This is a genomic window from Sorangium sp. So ce327, from assembly GCF_051530205.1.
Lineage (GTDB): Bacteria > Myxococcota_A > Polyangia > Polyangiales > Polyangiaceae > Sorangium > Sorangium cellulosum_B.
Genome location: NZ_CP150330.1, coordinates 961,841 through 981,577 on the forward strand (window position 1 = coordinate 961,841; position 19,737 = coordinate 981,577).

Genomic DNA, 19,737 nt, shown 5'->3' on the forward strand with positions numbered 1-19,737 from the left:
CGCCTCAGCCGAGCTCCGACCTCGCCGCGGCGACGACGGCGGCCTGGAGGGCGCCGTTCGAGGCGATGATGCCGCGGCCGAGCTTGAGCCCGGGGCCGTTGTAGTCGATGGGCGCGCCCGAGAGGTCGGTGAAGCTGCCGCCCGCCCCGAGGAGCACGGCCTCGGGCGCGCAGCTGTCCCAGAGCTTGGCGCCGCCCCCGCCGTGCACATAGAGGTCGACCTCGCCGGTCGCGATCCGGGCGATCTTCACGCCGACCGAGCCGCAGGGGACGACCTTCGAGATGCCGAGCCGCGCGAGGACGGGCTCGAGCTCCTTCGGCCGGTGCGAGCGCGAGATGATGAGCGTCGCGTCGGCCGGAGCGCTCACGGCCGAGACCCGGAGCGGCCTGCGGCTGCCGTCCCTCGCCTCGAGGAAGGCGGCGCCGCCCTCGCCGGCGCGGCCGGCCAAAGCCTCGCCCGTCGTGGGCATCACCACGACGCCCAGCGCCGCGCGGCCGCGGACCGCGAGCCCGATCATCACGGCGAACTCGCCGTTCCTGTCCGCGAACTCCCGCGTGCCGTCGAGCGGGTCGACGAAGAACACCCGCTCCTTCCGCAGGCGCGAGGCGAGCTCGTCGCCGGTCGGGACGCTCTCCTCGGCGAGGATCGCCTCGCCGGGGAACGCGGCCTCGAGCGCGCTGCAGATGAGCGTGTTCGCCTCGCGGTCGGCGCGGGTCACCGGGTCGCCGGGGCCCTTCATCTCGACGGCGAACGGCGTCGCGTACACGTCCATCACGATCGCCGCCGCGGCGCGCGCGATGCGGACGATCTCGTCGAGCTCCCTGTCGTTCTGGTCCATCGTGCTCACACCTCGATCCCGGCCTGCCTGAGGCGCACGGAGAGCTCCGTGAGCGCCGTGTCCTGGAGGTAGGGCGGCATGCCGGCCTCGCGGACGAGCTGGTCGAGCTGGGCGACCGAGCGGGGACCGAGCACGGCGGACGAGACGACGCGGTTCGCGAGGACGAAGCGCAGGGCCGCCGAGCGGAGCGACGTGACGGCGCCCGAGACCAGCGGCCTGAGCGCGTCGAGCTGGCGGATGCGGGTCTTGAGCTCGTCGCGGGTCCACCGCTGGTAGCGGTGATCGTCGAGGTAGAACTCGCGCTCGGAGCTCCACTGGCCGGCGAGCAGCCCGTGCGCGAGCACCGATCGGGCGAGGACGCCCGCGCCGGACTCGGAGACGTCGCCGGCGACGTCGTGGAGGTCGCCGGGGAAAAAGGCGTTGTAGGCGATCTCGATGACGTCGACCTCGTCGCGCAGCGCGGAGCGGGCGACGTCCGCGGAGCCGGCGCTCACGCCGTAGGCGCGGATCTTCCCGGCCTGCTTGAGGTCCTTCAGGAAGGCGAGGGCCTCCTTCGATTGCATCGCGGCCACGGTGGGGTTGTGGAGCAGGACGACGTCGACCACCTCGCGGGCGAGGCGCTCCTGCGACCGCTCGAACGCGGTGCGGAGGTGGGCGGGGTCGAAGCGCTTCGTCGGGGGATCGCCGTCGCGAACGGTGCCGATCTTGGTGACGACGAACGTCGCGCCGGCGCCCTGGAGCCGCCTGCCGAGGCAGCGCTCCATCTCGCCGCGGCCGTAGACGTCGGCGGTGTCGAAGAGGTCGATGCCGACCGCGAGCGCGCGATCGATGACGCGATCGATCTCGATGTCGGCGACGGGACCGTAGCCGTCGCCGGAGAGTCCCCAGGTGCCTAGGGCGAGCTCCGAGACCTGAAGGGTCGTCTTGCCGAGGGGGCGCTTCCTCACGGGCGGCGATCTACACCAGCGCCGGGAGGGCGCCACGAAATAGGGGCGGAGCGCCGGGCACGGCGCGCCGCGTCGCGCGCCCCCTCTGGAGCGGCGGAGCTGCCCCGGGGAGGGCGTCCCCCGTCGCGCCTCGGCGCGCGGTCGCAGGGCGCGTCTTCCGGGGCCTCACCGGCCGGCGCGGGTCGTCGGGCCGCCACGTCCCTGCGCGCTCGGCCACGGAACGCTCCATGCCAGAGAGCCAGGGAAGGGGCGTGATGCGGAAGCGCGCGGGGCGGCGCCGCGGGGGCAGGGTCTTCAGGTGACATGTCGAGTCGAGCCCTGCCGGTGGCCGACGAAGGGGGCTGGAGAGTATGGCGAAAGGGCCTAATGAGGCATCGGCGGCCGAACCCATCAGCGACCGGAGGTCGCGGCCGCCCGCGGCGAGCGCCTCTGCGCGGCGCGCGCTGGAGCTCGTCGCCGTCCGAGGCAAAGACGTGCTCGGCGTCCGCCACGTGCTCGCGGAGGGGCGCGCGCACATCGGAGACACGCCCGCGTCCATCGTGCGCGTGCCGTCGGGGGAGCTCGATAGAGCGGCTCCGGTCATCGCGGAGGTGATCGGCGCTCGCTACGTGCTGCACGTCCCGCGGCGGACGCGGGCGCGCCTCCACGGCGCCGACGGGCTCGCGCGCCTGTTGACGGGCCCGGCCGACATCGAGCTCCAGGAAGGCGACCGCGCCGTGCTCGTGATCGGGGCCGTCCAGATCCGCGCGCAGATCGTGCCCATCGAGATCATCTCACGCCTGGGTGCGTCCGGCCTGCGCTGGATCGGCCTCATCGGCGCCCTCTACCTCGTCGCGCTCGGCATCTGCGCCGCCCTCGCGCCGCGCGACCGCGCCCGCCTCGACGAGGGGTCGATCCGCCGCGCGGTCGGCGAGGCCGCCGCGCAGCTGTGGGCAGAGCACGCCCCTGTGCCATGACGCGAGGGCACGAGCGGGCCGTCACCGGCGGGTGATGCCCGTGCGTCATGGAGTGGTATTCTCTACCCTCCATGCGATTCACGATCGTTCCGCCCCTTCCGGTTCAACTCCTGCTCTGCCCGCTCGCTGTCCTCGGCTGTGGCGGCACGTCCGCCGAGCACGAAGATCCGAGCCGCGAGCCGCGGGGCGGGATCCTGAGCCTGCCGTCCGGCTGGAGCTCCATCGAGCCGGGCGGCGAGACGACGTGCTCGCGCGGTGATCCGTTCAAGTACTTCGTCCGTCCGGGCACCGTCAATCGCCTCATCGTCGAGTTCCGCGGCGGCGGCGCGTGCTGGGACGCGACCACGTGCTCGTTCGCGGGATCGCTCTTCCAGGAGACGGTCGGCGAGGACGCCCTGACGACCGGGATCTACGATCATGAGAACCCGGACAACCCCTTCAAGGAGTGGCACCATGTGTACATCCCCTATTGCACCGGGGACGTGCACTGGGGCGACAACGTGGCCACGTATGGGGAGGGGAGCCAGGCCGTCACCATCCAGCACAAGGGCGCCGTCAACGTCCGCGCGGCGCTCGGCTGGATCTACGAGAACGTCCCCGCGCCAGAGAAGATCTTCGTGACGGGCTGCAGCGCGGGCGCGTATGGCGCCATCCTCTGGTCCGCGCACCTGCGAGAGCACTACAAGGGCGCGTCGGTCATCGAGTTCGCCGACAGCGGGGCAGGGATCATCACGGAGACGTTCTTCAGGGATAGCCTTCCTTCCTGGAAGCCCGAGGGCGCTTACCCCACATGGATACCTGGCCTCGATCCGGCCGAGCTCGCGCGGCTGTCGGTGCTCTACGAGAAGATCGGCGCCCATTACCCGGACATGCGCCTGTCGCAGTACAACACCGCCTATGATGAGGACCAGGTCTTCTTCTTCAACGCGATGGGCGGCGGCGGCGCCCAGGCGTGGTCAGACGCCATGAGGGCAGAGATCGCCGAGATCGAGGCGTCGACGCCGAACTTCAGGTCGTTCCTTGCCGCCGGCTCCGCGCACTGCATCCTCTGGCGGCCGGAATTTTACACCCTCGAGTCGCGCGGATCGCGCTTCGTGCAATGGCTCGACGGGCTCGCAAACGGTGCGCCGCCGCCGAGCGTCGCGTGCGACGCTTGCGGCTCGCCTTGAGCGTCGCCCGGGGGCGGGCGGCGCGGCGGCCGGGCACCGAGGGGCGGGGTGCGCGCTGGTCGGCGCCGGGCGGAGTGTGCGCGGGAGGGCGGGCGCAGGGGGCGTGGTCGCCCGCTCAGGCGTGCGGCGTCGCGGCGCCAGTTGACGCGCAGCCAGAGCTCTAGATTATGTCCGCCGCGAACGCGGGCGCGTGGGCGCATCCGCGGCGGCCCCGGAGGAAGAGCTCCGGGGGGAGACAGAGGGATCCAATGCGCACGCTTTGTATCGATATCGGCGGAACGGGGATCAAGGCCACCATCCTCGACGAGCAGGGGACTCCGATGACGGATCCCGTGCGCGTGCCGACGCCCCAGCCGGCCTCGCCGGACCCCATCCTCGACCTCATCGAGGAGATCGCCAGGGCGCAGGGGGAGTTCGATCGCGTCTCGATCGGCTTCCCCGGGGTGGTGATGGAGAACGTGACCAAGACGGCGCCGCACCTCGACAACGAGAAGTGGAAGGGCTACCCGCTCGGCGAGGCCGTCGAGCGCCGCCTCGGCAAGCCTGTCCGCGTCGCCAACGACGCGGGCATCCAGGGGCTCGCCGTCATCGAGGGCAGGGGGCTCGAGATGGTGCTCACCTTCGGCACGGGGCTCGGCTGCGCGCTGTACATCGACGGCCGCTACGTGCCGAACCTCGAGCTCGGGCACCATCCGTACGGAAAGAGGGACCTGAAGTACGAGGACCGCGTGTTCGACGCCGAGTGCAAGCGCATCGGCCCGAAGCGCTGGAACAAGCGCGTGCGCAAGATGATCGAGCAGCTCGAGCCGATCTTCAATTACCGCAAGCTCTACCTCGGCGGCGGCAACGCGCGCCTGCTCGACGCCTCGAAGCTGCCCGAGAACGCCGTCGTGGTGGACAACGTCGCTGGCCTGCTCGGCGGAATCAAGCTCTGGGCCTAGAGCGACGGTCACCCGCTTCGGATACGGGCCCACCTCGGCGTTTTCGGTGCTCAGCGCACCGGAGTGCGCTTGCGCGCCGAAAACGCCGATCTGGGCCCGTCTCCTGTGCGGGAGACCGCCGCTCTGCTGCGGCTGTGCAGAGGGGGGCGGAAGCCGCTGTAGCCAAGGGCGGACGCGCGCCCGTGCGCTGGCGGGGAGGCCGGCCTGGGGCGGGCCTGCGGGGGCGTGGGTCGCGCCGGTTCCCAAGCGGGCGTGACCGTCGTACCCTGGCCCGATGAACTCGCCCGACGCACCGAAGCCCGACGCACCGCCCGCGGCCAATCCAGCGGCGGACGCTGATCTCGATCCGTTTCGCCTCCAGTCGCCGGAGACCCTCGCGAACCCGTACCCCGTGTACGCCAGGTTGCGCCAGGAAGCGCCCGTGTACTTCAGCGCGGCTTACAACGGCTGGCTCATCACCCGCTACGACCAGGTCGCGGCGGGCTTTCGTGACCCGCGCCTGTCGGCGAAGCGCTCCAGCGCCTTCGTGACGAAGCTGCCTGAGGAGGTGCGGCAGCGGCTGGAGCCGTTGCGCCGCAACCTGGCGTCGTGGGCCTTGCTGCTCGATCCGCCGGAGCACACGCGCATCCGCTCGCTGATCAACAAGGCGTTCGTGCCGCGGCTCGTCGAGGGGTTGCGCTCCCGGGTGGAGACGCTGGTCAACGAGCTGCTCGACGCGGTCGCCCCGACGGGCCGGATGGACGTCCTCCGCGATCTCGGCGACCTCTTGCCGCTGCTCGTGATCGGCGAGGTGCTCGGTGTACCCGCCGAGGATCGTCACCGGCTGAAGGGCTGGTCCAACGCGCTCAGCGGCTTCCTTGGCGCGGGCCGGCCGACGCTGGAGATCGCGGGGGGCGCGCTGAGCGCCGTGGCCGAGCTGGAGGACTATTTCCGCGGCGTGATCGCGGCCCGGCGGCAGAGCCCCGGCAACGACCTGCTCAGCCAGCTCATCCTCGCGGAGGAGCAGGGCATGATCCTCGGCGAGCAGGAGCTGCTCTCGACGTGTTGCATGCTCCTCTTCGGCGGCCACGAGACGACGAAGAACCTCATCGGCAATGGCCTGCTCGCGCTCCTCCTCCACCGTTCCGAGCGCGAAGCGCTGCGCGCTACCCCGTCGCTGATCGGCCCGGCGGTGGAGGAGCTGCTCCGGTACGACTCTCCGGTGCAGTGGATGAGCCGCGTCGCGCTCGACGACATCGAGCTCGACGGCGTGCGGATCCCGAAGGGGGATCGTGCCTTCCTGGTGCTCGGCGCGGCGAACCGCGATCCCGCGCAGTTCCCCGACCCCGACAAGCTCGACTTCCGCCGCACGGACATCCGTCACATCTCGCTCGGCGTAGGCGTCCATTACTGTGCCGGCTCCGCGCTCGCCCGCGTCGAGGCCCAGGCCGTCATCTCCACGTTCCTGCGCCGTTTCCCCGACGCCGAGCTCTCCCCTGGGCCGCTGACCTGGCGCATGAGCCCCGGCATGCGCGGCCTCACCGCCCTCCCGGTAGAGCTAGGCCCGCAGAGCTCCGCCTCCTGACCCCCGTCACCCCGTTCTCCAACCCGCCTGGTTCCACCCTGGAGCCGCCGGGGAGAGGGGAGGGGGCGTGCGGGGGCGAGGGGGAAGGGCCCCGCGGATCCGAGCGCCGGCCCGCTCCGCAGCCAGTCCCCCCAGATCTCCCTCTCCCGCGCAGCCGGCCATAGCCCACCACAAGGCGCGAGTCCGCGGGAAGGGCCCCCCTCGCCCCCGCGCGCCCCCTCCCCTCTCCCCGGCGGCCGGTTCTAGCTGTTGAGCCGCATCCCCGGCGCCAGCTGCCCAGGCAGCGCCACCGCCGCCGCCTCCAGCCCCGCGACCGGATACGCGCAGTAGTCCGCCGCGTAATACGCGCTCGGCCGGTGGTTCCCGCTGCTCCCGACCCCCCCGAACGGCGCGGCGCTCGACGCCCCCGTCAGCGGTTTGTTCCAGTTGACGATCCCCGCCCGCGATTCCCGCCAGAACCGCTCATAGAGCTCCCTGCGATCCGAGATCAACCCGGCCGCGAGCCCATAACGCGTGCGGTTGGCCAGCGAGAGCGCCTCATCGAAGCTCCCGTAGCGCTGCACCTGCACGAGCGGCCCGAAATGCTCCTCGTCCGGGAGCTCCTTGATCGCCGACACATCGAGGATACCGGGCGAGAGCAGCGCGGTTCCCTCCTCGATCCGGCGCATCTCCAGCAGCACCTCGCCGCCGAGCGCGACCAGCCGTGCCTGCGCCGCGAGCAGCCGATCCGCCGCCGCGAGCGAGATCACCGCGCCCATGAAGGGCTGCTCCGCGTCGTCGTACCTGCCCACCTTGAGCCGGGACGCCGCGTCGACCAGGCGCGCCAACAGCGCGTCGCCCTCCGCCGTCGCCGGCACGAGCAGCCGCCGCGCGCACGTACACCGCTGGCCCGCCGAGATGAAGGACGACTGAAGGATATGGTGGATCGCCGCCTCGGTGTTCGCGACGTCCTGCACGATGAGCGGGTTGTTGCCGCCCATCTCCAGGGCGAGGATCTTCTCCGGCTGGCCCGCCAGCTGCCGGTGCAGCGCGTTGCCCGTGCCGGAGCTGCCTGTAAAGAAGAGGCCGTCGATGCCCGGGTGACCGGCGAGCGCGACGCCGGTGCGCCTCCCCCCCTGGACCAGGTTGAGCACCCCGGCCGGGATCCCCGCCTCCTCCCAGAGCCGCGCGGTCTCCTCCGCGACCTTCGGCGTGAGCTCCGAGGGCTTGAACACCACGCAGTTGCCCGCGATCAGGGCGGGGACGATGTGTCCGTTCGGCAGGTGGCCCGGGAAGTTGTAGGGCCCGAGCACAGCGACCACGCCGTGCGGCCGGTGACGCACCACGGCCGTCGCGTCGCCCGCCTCGGCCTGACGCTCGCCCGTCCGCTCGCGCCAGGCCATCAGCGACACGTCGATCTTGCCGATCATCGTCTGGACCTCGGTGAGCGCCTCCCAGCGCGGCTTGCCCGTCTCCAGCCCGATCACGTCCGCGAGCCGGGCCTTGTGCTCCCCCAGGAGACCGGCGAACCGCTTCACCAGCGCCGCCCGCTCCTCCAGGCCGCGATCGCGCCACGCAGCGAACGCGCCGCGCGCCGCCGTCACGGCCGCGTCGACCTGCTCCTCGCTCGCGGCGCACCCCTCGAAGACGACCGCCTGCGTCACGGGGTTCCGGCTCGCGAACGGCTCGCCCGCGCCGGTCACCCAGCTGCCGTCGATGAAATGGGTCGACATGGTCACCTCTCTGTCGCGGAGCTCCCCCGCGGAACACCACACGGGCTCGACAGTCCGTCCACCGAGTATGGTTTGCGTCCACCTCGCTCCGCCAGTGTGCATCGTACCAGAGGCCGGCGCCCCCAGAGCTCGCGCGCCCCCGGACGGAACATCGCGCCGGCGACCGCCCAGGAAAGATGGGGCCGCTCGTCGAGCTCGCCAGGGCTTCGCCGCGTCCGGGAGGACCACAACATCATGTGTTCCGGCGCGACTGAGCCCCAACCAGAGGGGGGCCGCTCGTCGATTGCTCTCTTGGTGAGAATCCAGGAGCCGAGAGCTCAATGCCCTTCGCGCTCGATCGTTCCGAGTCCGCTCGTGGCAGGCGCGCGACATTCACGGGAATGCACCGTGGCGAACAGGTGTGCTGAGCGTGTTTGCGCGTTGGATCACGCTCCGGGCGCACTGCAGCAGGGCGCTCTCCACGCCCGGTGACACCAAGTCTTGACGGTCCTGTGGCTGGCGTGGAGACGTGCTCATGTCAGTTTTCCCGCCGATGCATCACACGGTGGCTATCTCAGACATCCATCTATGTGAGCTCGAGCCGACCGACGGTCTCTGGATGCGCTATCGGCAGGCGCCGTACTCCCCGGACGGGGAGATCGCGGCCATGCTCGACGCGCTCCGGGGAGAGGTCCGGAAGGGGGCGGGCGGCTCCGGGGGGCTCGGCGCGGAGCGCGACGAGCTGACGCTGGTCCTGAACGGCGACATCTTCGACCTGGATGCGCCTCGGGTCATCGGCAACGAGAGCGTGGTCCACGACCTGCCGCGCACCGCCGAGCACGCCGTGCCGGCGATGGAGGCCATCCTGCGCGATCACCCGGTGTTCGTCGCGGCCGTCGGCCGGATCGTCGCGGACGGGCACACCGCGGTCTTCGTGGCGGGCAACCACGACATCCAGCTCACGCTGCCCGAGGTGCGCGAGGCGGTGCAGCGGAGCGTCGTGGACGCGGCCATGCACGAGCTCGCTACCCGGGACGGCGGCCTTCCGGCGGGATCGACCGAGGAGCTCCGCGCGGCGCTCGCGGCGCGGGTGGCCTTCCGCGCCTGGTTCCACCGCACGCACGACGGCGTCATCGTCGAGCACGGCAATCAGTACGACTCGTACTGCTGTTATCGCTACCCGATGGCGCCGTTCGGCCGGAATCCGGGGGAGATCCAGCCGACGATGGGCTCGCTCGTGAGCCGCCTGCTCGTGTCGCGCATGGGGTACTTCAACCCGCACGTCGACTCGTCATTCATGCTCTCCGGCTTCGGCTATCTCTCTCACTGGACGCGGTACTACCTGTTCTCTGGCCGCTCCCTCGTGCTCGCCTTCGGCGTGGGCGCGCTACGCACGATGATCGAGCTCGTGCGCCGGCGCGACCCGAGCCGCCGGGCGCTCCGGCGCGCGGACCTCGCCGCGGCCGCCCGCGAGACGGGCGCGCCTTTCCCGGCGGTGGTCAAGCACGCGCGGCTGTTCGCGCGGCCGGCCGAGGACTGCCTCGGCCGCGTGGCGCGCGAGCTCTGGCTGGATCGCCTCGGGCTCGCGGCGGTCGGGATCCTCGCGGCGCTCGCGTGCCTGTGCTGGATGCCGGGGGGGCTCGCCGCGGCGGCGCTGCTCGCGCCGACGCTCCTCGTCGCGTACGAGTGCGCCGTGCCGAAGCCCACGCTCGACGCTGTCTGGCAGGGCGTGAACCGGGCGGCGCGGTCCGTGGCCAGGGCGCACGGCGCCAAGGCCGTGATCTTCGGGCACACCCACAACCCGGAGGGGAGCTGGGAAGGCGGGGTGTTCTTCGGGAACACCGGCTCCTGGTCCGCGGCGTTCGAGGACATCGCGTGCACGCAGCCCGTTTTCGAGGCGCGGCCGCTCGTCTGGTTGCGGTCCGAGGACGATGCGGGTCCCGAGGCGCCCCTGTCGGGCGGCCTCGTGATGTGGAAGGACGAGCGGTTCCAGCCCTGGAGAGCCGACGCGAGGCCGTCCGTGCCGAAGAAGGCCGAGATGGTCAAGCGCCCGCGCCCCGCCGCGCTTCGGCCCCAGGCCACGGCCGCGCTGCGCAGCTAGGCCGCCGGCGCCCGTCCTGCGCGCGAGCGCCGAAGACCCGGCGCCGGATCCTGCCTGGGGCATGTGTGGCCCCACGACCCCGCAAACAGGCAAAGACAGAGACGTCGCCGGTCGTGTCGCGCCCGGCTCCGTCAACCTCGACACGCTTCGCCGTCTCGGGCATCGTCGAGGCCGACCATGTCTCTCCCTCACCCTCATGCCGCTGCCCCGGGGCAGCTATCTTGCCGGCACGCTCCCGGTGGCTGCTCAGCGGTCCCTGGCGCGCTGCGCGTGGCTCATGTTCGCGAATGACATGGTTCTTGCGAGACTGGAATGAACTTTCTGTTCGAGATCTGTCTGGTCGTGAGCGTGGTGCTGCTGGGCTTGCTGGCGGGAGCGCTCTGGGCTGAAGGCGCTTTGCTGGTGCCCTACTGGAAGACCCTGAAGGCGGAGGAGTTCTATCGTCTGCATCCCCAGTACGCGCCGCGCCTGTTTCGCTTCTTTGCGCCTATCACGGCGATAACTCCTGCCGCCGCATTGGTCGCGGCCGTCTTTGCCTGGCTGGCAGCCAGCCGGGCTGCGTGGGTGTCGACGGTCGCCGCTGTGCTGGCGAATTCGCTGGTCGCGATCTATTTCGGCTATTTCAAGCGCGCCAACGCCGCCTTCGCGCAGGCATCCATCGACCCCAAGGACCTGCCGGCGGAGCTCGAGCGCTGGGGTGATTGGCACAGGCTGCGGGTCGCGATTTGCATGCTTGCGTTCTTCGGGAGCGTCGTTGCGCTCTATCTTTCCTGAGCGAGCCGTCCGTCGGCTCGTCGTGCCGCCGCCCCCGGCGCCTCAGCCCAGCACCGCCCCGTAGAAGTCGCGCGGATCCATCTGCTCGGGGAAGACCGAACAGCCGCCGTCGTTGATCTCGATCACCGTATACCCACCTCGCTCGAGCCGGGCCACGTCCGCCGTGAAGAACGGGGAGCCGATGACCTGGCCGAGATAGGCGAACTGCGCCGGATGCTCGAGCGTCGAGTCCACGTCGTAATACGGCGCGTGCGCCGCCAGCCGCCCTTCCCAGAACACGAGGCGGTGCTCGTCGGTCACGCGGCGCTGGCCGGGCGCCCAGCCGGGCAGCGTCGCCAGGTTAAGGTACTTTCTCACGACGAACCCCCGCTCGAAGCGGTCCCCGCGGAGCTCCAGGATCTTCTCGCACACCTCGGCGAAGTCGTCGTACGTGGCGCCCTCGGGCACGAAACACGCACGATGCCAGAGCTCCTTGACCGATTTCACGTGGTCCTTGACCACCCACGGCGGCGGCCCGAGCTCCAGCGCCGCCTCCCACGCTTCCCGGATGTCTTCGCCCTCGGTCCACCGCGTGGGCGCCGTCTTGTCGCCGAGCAGCGGGACGTAGTTGGGCATGTACATCGCCTCGGCGAAGCTCTCCGGATCGACGACGAGCTCCTCGTCGCGGTCCTGCATGGCCTCGTACAGGCCCGTGTATTCTTCTTCGCTCAACATCCACCCCCGGTAGATCCACGTCCGGTGCCGGGGCCTCGGCAGCCGGCGCAAAGCGCGCTCCGGCTCGCCGTTCACGACGGGATCGAGCGGGATCGCGTACGACTCGATGCCGAGCTCCTCGGCGGCCAGCACGTCGATCTCGAAGCGATCCTCGGCGAGCTGAGGGACATGGGGTCTTCCGAAGAGGATGGTGACGTCGCTCATGGAGTCCTCCTGGGTGCCGCCGCGCCCGGGTCCGGGTCGGCGCGGCGGGGCGGACAAGGTGGATCCACGTTCGCGAAGAACCAGTCTTGCGAAGAGCGATCGCTTGCGAGAGGATGGACTCAACGGGGGCGAAAATCGGGTCTTTCAGCCCCTGTCGGGTTGAGCCCAGCGCGCCCGGACGATAGAGTCGGCGCGGACCTCGGCCCTGGGGAGCTCCCCGGCGCGATCCGCGGAGTGGACGACGCATGAGCCTCAGCGAGCGCGAGCGGATGGCGCTGACGCAGCCCGCGTGCGGCGCGTCCGCCCCGACCGAGGCGGGGAGCGCGCCGCCGGCCGGCGCGGCGTCGGACGTCACGTTCAGGCTGCGCGAGACCCCGGGCGCCACGGCGCCCGAGCCGCCGCCCATCTCCGTCACGGCCCCCGAGCGCCTGTCCGCGGAGGAGCGCTACGAGGATCTCGGCTGCATCGGGCGCGGGGGCATGGGCGAGGTGCGCCGCGTGCGCGATCGCATCCTGGGGCGCGTGCTCGCGATGAAGATCCAGTCGTCCGAGACGCGCGACGCGACGCCGGATCGCGCCCGCTTCCTCGCCGAGGCGCGCCTGACCGCGGCGCTCCAGCACCCGGGGATCGTGCCGGTGCACGAGTGCGGCGAGCTCGCGGACGGGCGGCTGTGGTTCACGATGAAGGAGGTCCGCGGGCGCACGCTCGGCGAGGTGATCGCCGAGGCGTACGCGGCCGGCGGCGGGAGCCTCTCGCCCGTCGCGCTGCGGCGGGCGGTCGACACGTTCCTCCGCGTCTGCGAGGCCGTGGCGTACGCGCACAGCCGCGGCGTGATGCACCGCGACCTCAAGCCCGCCAACGTGATGATCGGCGAGTTCGGCGAGGTCCTGGTGATGGACTGGGGCCTCGCGCGGCCCTCCGCGTCGCTGCGCGGGTCGCCCGGGGCCGCGGGCGCGGCGGACGTGATCGAGGCGGCCCCGCTCACGCAGCCCGGCGAGGTGCTGGGCACGCTGCTCTACATGGCCCCGGAGCAGGCGCGAGGCGAGGGCGATCGCCTCGGCGCGGCGAGCGACGTCTACGCGCTCGGCGTCGTGCTCTACGAGATCCTCGCCGGGCATCACCCTTACGGCGGCCAGCCCGCGGCGGTCTGGGGCGCGCTCCTCACCGGCCGGCTCAGTCCGGTCGAGGCGAGCGCCCCTCACGAGGTGCCCGCGGAGCTCGCGGCGATCTGCGCCCGCGCGATGGCGCTCGCCCCGGAGGCTCGCACCCCGGACGCGGGCGCGCTCGCCGCCGACGTCCGGAGCTGGCTCGACGGCGCGCGGCGGCGCGAGCGCGCGCTCGCGATCGTGGACCATGCCCGCGCGATCCGGCCGGAGATCGAGGCGACGCGGGCGCGCGCCCGGGCGCTGCGCGACGAGGCGCGGGCGATCCTCGACGGCCTGAGCTCGTTCGATCCGGCCGAGCAGAAGGCGCGCGGGTGGCGGCTCGAGGACGAGGCGGAGCGCCTGGAGCGGGAGGCGTCGCTCGGCCAGGTCGAGTGGATGCAGGTCCTCCGCTCGGCGCTGAACGAGGCGCCGGATCTCCGCGAGGCGCACGAGGCGCTGGCCGACCACTACGCCGAGGAGCTCACCCAGGCCGAGGAGGCGCGGGATCCGCGGGGCGCGGCGCGCGCCGAGGCGCTCCTCCGGCAGCACGACCGCGGGCGCCACGCGGTGCTGCTCGCCGGCGACGGGGCGCTCACGCTGGCGACCATGCCCGCGGGGGCGCAGGTCTCCCTCCACCGCTACGTCGAGCGCGACCGGAGGCTCGTGCCCGAGCTCGCGCGCGAGCTCGGCCCCACGCCGCTGCTCGAGGTGGCGCTCCCGCGCGGCAGCTACCTCCTCACGCTGCGCGCGCCGGGGTGCCACGACGCGTCGTATCCCGTGCTCATCGAGCGCGGGCGGCGCTGGGACGGCGTCCGGCCAGGCGGGGAGGGGGCCCACCCGGTGCGCCTGCTTCGCCTCGGCGAGCTCGGCGAGGACGACCTCTACGTGCCGGCCGGCTGGTTCCTCGCCGGCGGCGATCCGGACGCGGGAGACAGCCTCCCGCGGACGCGGCTCTGGTGTGACGGCTTCATCGTCCGGAGGCACCCGGTCACCAACGCCGAGTACCTCGCCTTCCTCAACGCGCTCGTCGCGAGCGGGCGGGAAGCCGAGGCCCTCGAGTGCTGCCCGCGCCTCTCGCTCGGCCGCGCCGCCTCGGGATCGAGCCCGGACTCGCTCCGGTTCGAGCGGGGAGACGACGGCCGCTTCCGGCTCGGGTGCATCCAGACCGACGTCCAGGAGGAGCCGAGGATGCCCGTCGCGTTCGTCCACTGGCGGGCGGCGATGCGGTATGCGGCGTGGTACGCCGCCGGGACGGGCGCGCCGTGGCGCCTCCTGAACGAGCTCGAATGGGAGAAGGCGGCGCGGGGCGTCGACGGCCGGTGCATGCCCTGGGGTGATTTCCTGGAGCCGACCTGGGGTTGCATGCTGGGCAGCCACGAGGGCGTCGCCGGCCGGCGGCCCGTCGACGACTTCCCGCAGGACGAGAGCCCTTATGGCCTGCGGGGCGCGGCGGGCAACGTGCGCGACTGGTGCATCAACGCGTGGAAGCGCGAGGGGACGCGGACCGAAGCGGGGGTCGTGCTGCTCGATCCGGCCGACGACGGCGACGCGGATTTCCGCGCGGCGCGGGGCGGCGCGTGGTCGACGTCGCCGAACCTCTGCCGGGCGGCGGGGCGCTTCGCGGGCAAGCCCGGGGATCGCTTCGGGGGGATCGGGTTCCGGCTGGCGCGCCCCGCGCCGGGGTGAGCGGCTCGCGGCGCTCCGCTGCCCAGCGCTGGAGGCCTGCCCGGGCGCGCCTGGGGCGGCGCCGCCGGGCGAGGCGTCAAGCGCGCTGGCCGCTCACGCGGGCCTCATCAAGCCATGGTAGTAGTACCAGGCGCTCTGAGGGTCGATGTGGTGCGGATCGATCGACGGCGTATCCCCCACGAACACCTGCGTGAAGTTCAGCTTGCTCGGGGTGCTCTGGAAGATGAGGCCGTTCTGGGGCCGATCCATCTTGTACCAGATCGCGTTGCGCAGCTCGCCGGCGCTGCCGAGCTCCACGAGGAGGCCGATCCGGCGACCGAGCGGCCCGTCCGGATCGACGGCCCAGTAGAGCGCGCTGGCCGGGGAGGTCGGCTGGTAGACGCCCTGAGTCCACTGCTGCCCCGACGCCTCCTGGCCCGTCGAGAGGACGCTGCCCCCGACGAGCCAGTCCCGGAACTCCTTGGGGTAATCCGGCGCTCCCGGGCGGTTCGTGAACCCGAACGAGACCAGGGTGATCGCCCTCGACTTGAAGGGGGTCAGCCTCGACCAGTACTCGGTCTTCGCCGTGAATCCGCTGGGGGGCGTCAAGCCCGACACGGCCACATGGACGAGCGGGGTCCCGGTGCTCGTCTCGATGAAGCGGAGCTTCGAGTCGATGGGGATCTGCGCTCGGCTCGGGTCATCCGTCCCCTTGGGCAGGAGGTCTCCCCGCGTGACACCCAGCTCGCCCGTGGTTGATTCAATGCTCATGGCTTGATGAACTCCTCGTCTCGTGTGTGGAAGCTCGGAATGTTAGCCGGAGAAGGCGACAGCGTCGCTGGCCGCCGCCTGCTCGACCGCGTCCGGCGGGGCGAGCTCCTCCGCGGCCGACTCTCCAGCGGGCGCGACGGCGCAACCAGCGAGCAACGAGAAGGACAACGAAGCGAACAGTGCACGCATCATGAGAGAGCTCCCTTCGAGGTGTGCCTGCGCGCTCTCCTGCCGAGATAGCGGCGCTGCGCGCGGCGATTGGCCTTCAGCAGGCGTCGTGCCACCGCGAGGAAACGAGGATTCGGGCCGGATCCGAGGAGCTCTCGCGCCCCGGCGCAGCAGGTCGGGTCACCCTCGCTCGACTTGAGCAGGACCTGCGCGAGCGGCGCTTGCGCGAGCGCCGCGCGGCGCTGCGCGCGACGCGTCCTCGACAGCCGTCCCGAGTGTGGACCTCACCTCGTCGTCCGACAGGGTGTTCGTACTGCAAATTTCTGTTTATGCTTGACGCGCGGATCGGCGCTCGGCGGGTGAGCTCTGCATTGAAAGTGCGAGACGAGGTGTGATATGTGTCGCCTATGAAGGTTGGGGGAATTCATCTCATCACAGTTGCTGCGCTTCTCGCCTGTGGGTGCGCTTCCTCTCCGCCGCCCTCGCCGTCGACGCCGGAGAGCCTGGGGGGTGGTGCCCCGGGGGTGGCCGTCGCTCAGCCGGCGGCCCCGGCCGGCGACACCGCCGCGGCGGGCCCTGCCGGTCCCCGGAGCCGCCGCTATCCCTTGGAGGAGCTGCGCAGGGTGGCTCGCGTCGCGTCCGCGCGTTGCAAGAAGGCGAATGCGTCCTCGGACTCGGCGTGTCTCCTCACCGAGGCCACACCATTCCTCAAATACCGGCCCGAGGATCCGGATTGCCGTTACGTGTCGGGGACCGCGCTGTCCGTCGCCGAGTGCTCCGATTTCGAGGAGGGCTGCCAGAGCGTGGACGCCAAGGATCTCGACCACCAGCTCGCGGCCCTGCAGAACGCCGGCAAGGACTGCAATCGCGAGCCGACCGACTCCGAGCGGGCAGAGCTGCTGAAGCTCCTCGGCACGAAGTGAGGCTTTGCGTCTCTGGCGCGCGTCAGCGCTTGCCCTTGCGCGGCCGCGGGATGCCGTAGGCGCTCAGCCGGGCCACGAAGGTGCGGCGGGGCATGCCGAGGAGCGCGGCGGCCTGCGTCTGGTTCCCCGCGCACTGCTCCAGCGCGTCGACGATCCGCCGCCGCTCGATCGCGTCGAGCTCGCTCCGCAAGCCGCCCGCGACGTCGGCCAGGGAGGCCGCGGCGGCCTCGACGGGCGCCGCCGCGGGGCGCGCCTCGACGGGCGCCGCCGCGGGGCGCGCCTCGGAGGGCGGCAGCGCGGCGGCGGCGTCGAGCAGGAGGTGCTCCGGGAGCAGCGTGTCCCCGCCGGAGAGCACGACCGCGCGCTCGATGACGTTGCGCAGCTCGCGGATGTTGCCGGGCCAGCGGTGCGCCTCCAGCGCGGCGAGCGTCTCGGGGGCGAACGCCGGCGCCGGGCGCCCGAGCGCGCCCGCGGTCCGATCGGCGAGCGCCCGAGCGAGCGGCGCGATCTCGGCGATCCGCGCCCGGAGCGGCGGGATCGTCAGCGCGATGCCGTTCAGCCGGAAGAACAGATCCTCCCGGAAAGCGCCCCGCTTCACCTCGGCCGCCAGATCGCGGTTCGTCGCCGAGATGAAGCGCACGTCGATGGGCCGCGGGCTCAGCCCCCCGACGCGCATCACCTTCCGCTCCTCGAGCACGCGCAGGAGCTTCACCTGGATGCTGGGCGGCAGCTCGCCCACCTCGTCGAGCATCACCGTGCCCTTCTCGGCCGTCTCCAGGAGGCCCGGCTTCGCCTGGACCGCGCTCGTGAACGCGCCCCGCTCGTGGCCGAACAGCTCGCTCTCGAGCAGCGACTCCGAGAGCGCCGCGCAGTTGAGCCGCACGAAGGGCCCCTGCGCGCGCGGCGAGCGCCGGTGGATGTGCTCGGCCAGCACCTCCTTGCCGGCGCCCGTCTCGCCGAGCAAGAGCACGGTGATCGGCGCGCCGGCCACGCGCTCGGCCAGCGCGTAGAGCCGCTCCATGGCCGGGTCGAGCACGATGGGCTGGCCCTGCCCCTGGCCCGGCGCCGCGCTCGCGGCGCCCTCGCGCGGCAGGATCACGATCAGCGTCGAGCCGAGGTTCACCGCGTCCCCGACCGAGAGCTCCATCGTCTTGCCCTCCTCGGGCTGGAGCTCGAGGAGCTTGGTCGTCGGCCCGACGCTGCGCTCGCGGCGGAGGCGGGTCCCGTTCGCGCTCCCGAGGTCCTCGATCGCGATGGGCGGGCCGAGGTGGAGGATCGCGTGCCGGCGCGAGACGGAGCTGTCGTCGATCGGGACGTCGTTCTCCGGCGACCGCCCGAGCGACACCCGGCCCTCGGCCGGCAGCGGGTGCCGCGTCACGCGGCCCCCGGCGAACACCGCGAGCTCCAGGGCGCCCTGTACATCGTTCCGGGTGGACTTCGCGGCGGCCACGTTTCTCTCCCTGTTCACGATGACTGGTTCTACCTCGGCGCGCCGCGGCCGTCTGCTCACGCGTCGAGCCACGCGCGCGCCAGCTCCAGCGTACGCGCGTGCGCGGCGATGTTCTCCAGGAAGCTCCTCCGGTAGGCCGGATCCGCGATCTTGTCGGCGCGGGCGAGCAGCTCGGCGCGCGCCTCGCGGAGGACCTCGCGGGCCGCCTCGACCTCGCCGTTCTCGTGGAGCGCCTCGGCCAGCAGCACGGGGACCACCTCCTGCCGGAGCACGAAGAAACACGCGGTCGACCGCTCCAGGGCGAACGCCTCGCGGGCCAGCGCGACGGCCTCCGCCGCCCGCCCCTGCCGGAGCCAGATCTCGGCAAGCAGCGAGAGGCGCACGGACTGAAGGAAGGGCACCAGCCTGGCGGTATCCCCGACGGCGCGCACCTCCTCCTCGGCCCCGAGGAGATCCCCTCGCTTCAGGCGGCATTCCGACAGGAGGAGGCGCGCCTGCGCCACGTGCGCGAAACTGTTGGAGACCGAGGCCCTCCGGAGCATCGATTCGGCTTGCTCCTCTGCGTCCGTGACCCGCCGCTGCTCCAGCAGCCCCATGATCCGGAACGAGAGCGCCGTCAACAGGACGTAGGCCGGCGCGTGCTCCTCCGCGAACAACGCGTCGACACTCTGCCCGGCGAGCTCGAAAGCGCCGAGCATCAGCTCGTCCAGGGCCGCGTACATTCGCATCATCTGCATGCCGAAGCGATTGCCGAGGCCCTCGACGTGATCTATCGCGGCGCGGTACTGCTGGCGCGCTGCCCACTCATCTCGCTCGGCGTGGGCGTACCACCACGCCCGCATCGCGGCGACCGAGGCCCCGGCAGTGTGATCGTCCCCCATGATCGGCGCCACGTCCTGCTCGATCCTCTGCAGGTATCGCCGGGCCAGGTCGGGCATCCCCTCCCGGAGCAGGGCGTAGAAGGCGAAGGTGGTGAAGGTCACCGCCACCTGCCAGCGATCGAGGGGGAGATCTGCGGGGGGCATGCGCTGGACCAGGTCGCGGGCGACCTGCCGGTCCTCCGTATGGGTCGCGACGAGGAGCCCGAACGCCATGGCTATTCGGTGCTGATCGCTGCCGGGCGACGAGCTCTCCAGCGCCGCGAGCGCGTGCGTGGAGGACTGCGCCAGGTCGTCCATGTGGAAGAGCTGCTCCGACAGCACGTTATGGAGCTTGGCCAGCACCTCCCCTGCGGGCTCGCAGGCGATACCCCGCCGGGCGCGCGCGAGCACCGCCGGCCCATCGGCCGCGCGCTGTGCCTCCTCGGCCGCCTGCAGGTAGAACTCCGCCGCCCGCGCCGTCTCCCCGCCGCGCTCGAAATGCTCGGCCAGCACCATGGGATCCTGTTCGCCGGCCTGGAGCAGCCATTCTGCAGCGAGCCTGTGCCCGAGGCGCCTGTCGCGGTCGGTGAGCATCGCATAGGCGCCCTCCCGCAGGAGCGCGTGGCGGAACGTGAGCTCGTCCTGGCCCACGAAGCGCGGCGTCGGGCGGCGCTCGAGGATCTCACGCTCGAAGAGCGCGGCCCAGGCATCGTTCTCCCGCGCGCCGGGCGTCGGGGGACCCGAGAGGGCGCGCACGCCCTCGGCCCAGAGTAGCGGAACTTTTAGTACACGCAGAGGAGGCCGAAATTCCGGCCAAAACCGGCGATTTGCTCAGCCGGGCGGGCTGAACTACGAT

General features: G+C 71.9%; 16 protein-coding genes. 8 read left to right on the forward strand and 8 right to left on the reverse strand.

Annotated features, from left to right (window positions below):
* Positions 1-4: 4 nt before the first annotated feature.
* Complete coding sequence (locus WME95_RS03545) at positions 5-838, reverse strand: 3'(2'),5'-bisphosphate nucleotidase CysQ family protein (protein WP_437906999.1); 834 nt, start codon at positions 836-838, stop codon at positions 5-7.
* Positions 839-843: 5 nt separating this feature from the next.
* Positions 844-1,785 carry an aldo/keto reductase gene (locus WME95_RS03550; protein ID WP_437907000.1) on the reverse strand — a complete coding sequence of 314 codons (942 nt, stop codon included), beginning with the start codon at positions 1,783-1,785 and terminating at the stop codon, positions 844-846.
* Between the two features lie 350 nt (positions 1,786-2,135).
* Between WME95_RS03550 and WME95_RS03555 the strand changes: the two genes are divergently transcribed.
* From WME95_RS03555 to WME95_RS03570, 4 genes are all read left to right on the forward strand, one after another.
* Positions 2,136-2,741: a hypothetical protein gene (locus tag WME95_RS03555; RefSeq protein ID WP_437549510.1), complete on the forward strand. Its 606-nt coding sequence runs from the start codon at positions 2,136-2,138 to the stop codon at positions 2,739-2,741.
* Positions 2,742-2,812: 71 nt separating this feature from the next.
* Entirely contained in the window at positions 2,813-3,910 is a 1,098-nt protein-coding gene (locus tag WME95_RS03560) for a pectin acetylesterase-family hydrolase (RefSeq protein WP_437907001.1), read from the forward strand.
* Positions 3,911-4,158: 248 nt separating this feature from the next.
* Positions 4,159-4,851 carry an ROK family protein gene (locus tag WME95_RS03565; RefSeq protein ID WP_437907002.1) on the forward strand — a complete coding sequence of 231 codons (693 nt, stop codon included), beginning with the start codon at positions 4,159-4,161 and terminating at the stop codon, positions 4,849-4,851.
* Positions 4,852-5,125: 274 nt separating this feature from the next.
* Positions 5,126-6,415, forward strand: a complete 1,290-nt coding sequence (locus WME95_RS03570; protein WP_437549516.1) for a cytochrome P450 — start codon at positions 5,126-5,128, stop codon at positions 6,413-6,415.
* A 242-nt stretch (positions 6,416-6,657) separates the two neighbouring features.
* On the opposite strand, the gene astD is transcribed toward WME95_RS03570, so the two are convergent.
* Entirely contained in the window at positions 6,658-8,127 is a 1,470-nt protein-coding gene (gene astD, locus WME95_RS03575) for a succinylglutamate-semialdehyde dehydrogenase (protein ID WP_437907003.1), read from the reverse strand.
* Positions 8,128-8,671: 544 nt separating this feature from the next.
* Between astD and WME95_RS03580 the strand changes: the two genes are divergently transcribed.
* Together WME95_RS03580 and WME95_RS03585 are read left to right on the forward strand one after the other, a co-directional pair.
* On the forward strand, positions 8,672-10,207 hold the full coding sequence (locus WME95_RS03580) for a hypothetical protein (protein ID WP_437907004.1): 1,536 nt from the start codon (positions 8,672-8,674) through the stop codon (positions 10,205-10,207).
* A gap of 312 nt (positions 10,208-10,519) precedes the next feature.
* Positions 10,520-10,981, forward strand: a complete 462-nt coding sequence (locus tag WME95_RS03585) for a hypothetical protein (protein ID WP_437907005.1) — start codon at positions 10,520-10,522, stop codon at positions 10,979-10,981.
* 42 nt (positions 10,982-11,023) lie between these two features.
* Here WME95_RS03585 and WME95_RS03590 read toward each other — a convergent pair whose 3' ends face one another.
* The gene (locus WME95_RS03590) at positions 11,024-11,899 is read right to left on the reverse strand and encodes an ATP-grasp domain-containing protein (protein ID WP_437907006.1); all 876 of its coding nucleotides are present in this window, start codon (positions 11,897-11,899) and stop codon (positions 11,024-11,026) included.
* 245 nt (positions 11,900-12,144) lie between these two features.
* On the opposite strand from WME95_RS03590, the gene WME95_RS03595 reads away from it, so the two are divergent.
* A complete protein-coding gene (locus tag WME95_RS03595; RefSeq protein ID WP_437907007.1) occupies positions 12,145-14,730 on the forward strand; it encodes an SUMF1/EgtB/PvdO family nonheme iron enzyme in 2,586 nt (861 codons plus the stop codon).
* Between the two features lie 93 nt (positions 14,731-14,823).
* Here WME95_RS03595 and WME95_RS03600 read toward each other — a convergent pair whose 3' ends face one another.
* Positions 14,824-15,480 carry a hypothetical protein gene (locus tag WME95_RS03600; protein ID WP_437907008.1) on the reverse strand — a complete coding sequence of 219 codons (657 nt, stop codon included), beginning with the start codon at positions 15,478-15,480 and terminating at the stop codon, positions 14,824-14,826.
* Positions 15,481-15,522: 42 nt separating this feature from the next.
* Positions 15,523-15,672: a hypothetical protein gene (locus WME95_RS03605; RefSeq protein WP_437907009.1), complete on the reverse strand. Its 150-nt coding sequence runs from the start codon at positions 15,670-15,672 to the stop codon at positions 15,523-15,525.
* Positions 15,673-16,271: 599 nt separating this feature from the next.
* Here WME95_RS03605 and WME95_RS03610 point away from each other — a divergent pair.
* The gene (locus WME95_RS03610; RefSeq protein ID WP_437715603.1) at positions 16,272-16,571 is read left to right on the forward strand and encodes a hypothetical protein; all 300 of its coding nucleotides are present in this window, start codon (positions 16,272-16,274) and stop codon (positions 16,569-16,571) included.
* Positions 16,572-16,593: 22 nt separating this feature from the next.
* Here the strand turns inward: WME95_RS03610 and WME95_RS03615 are convergent, their stop codons facing one another.
* Together WME95_RS03615 and WME95_RS03620 are read right to left on the reverse strand one after the other, a co-directional pair.
* The gene (locus WME95_RS03615) at positions 16,594-18,039 is read right to left on the reverse strand and encodes a sigma 54-interacting transcriptional regulator (RefSeq protein ID WP_437907010.1); all 1,446 of its coding nucleotides are present in this window, start codon (positions 18,037-18,039) and stop codon (positions 16,594-16,596) included.
* A gap of 38 nt (positions 18,040-18,077) precedes the next feature.
* Positions 18,078-19,637, reverse strand: a complete 1,560-nt coding sequence (locus tag WME95_RS03620) for a hypothetical protein (RefSeq protein ID WP_437907011.1) — start codon at positions 19,635-19,637, stop codon at positions 18,078-18,080.
* Positions 19,638-19,737 lie beyond the last annotated feature (100 nt).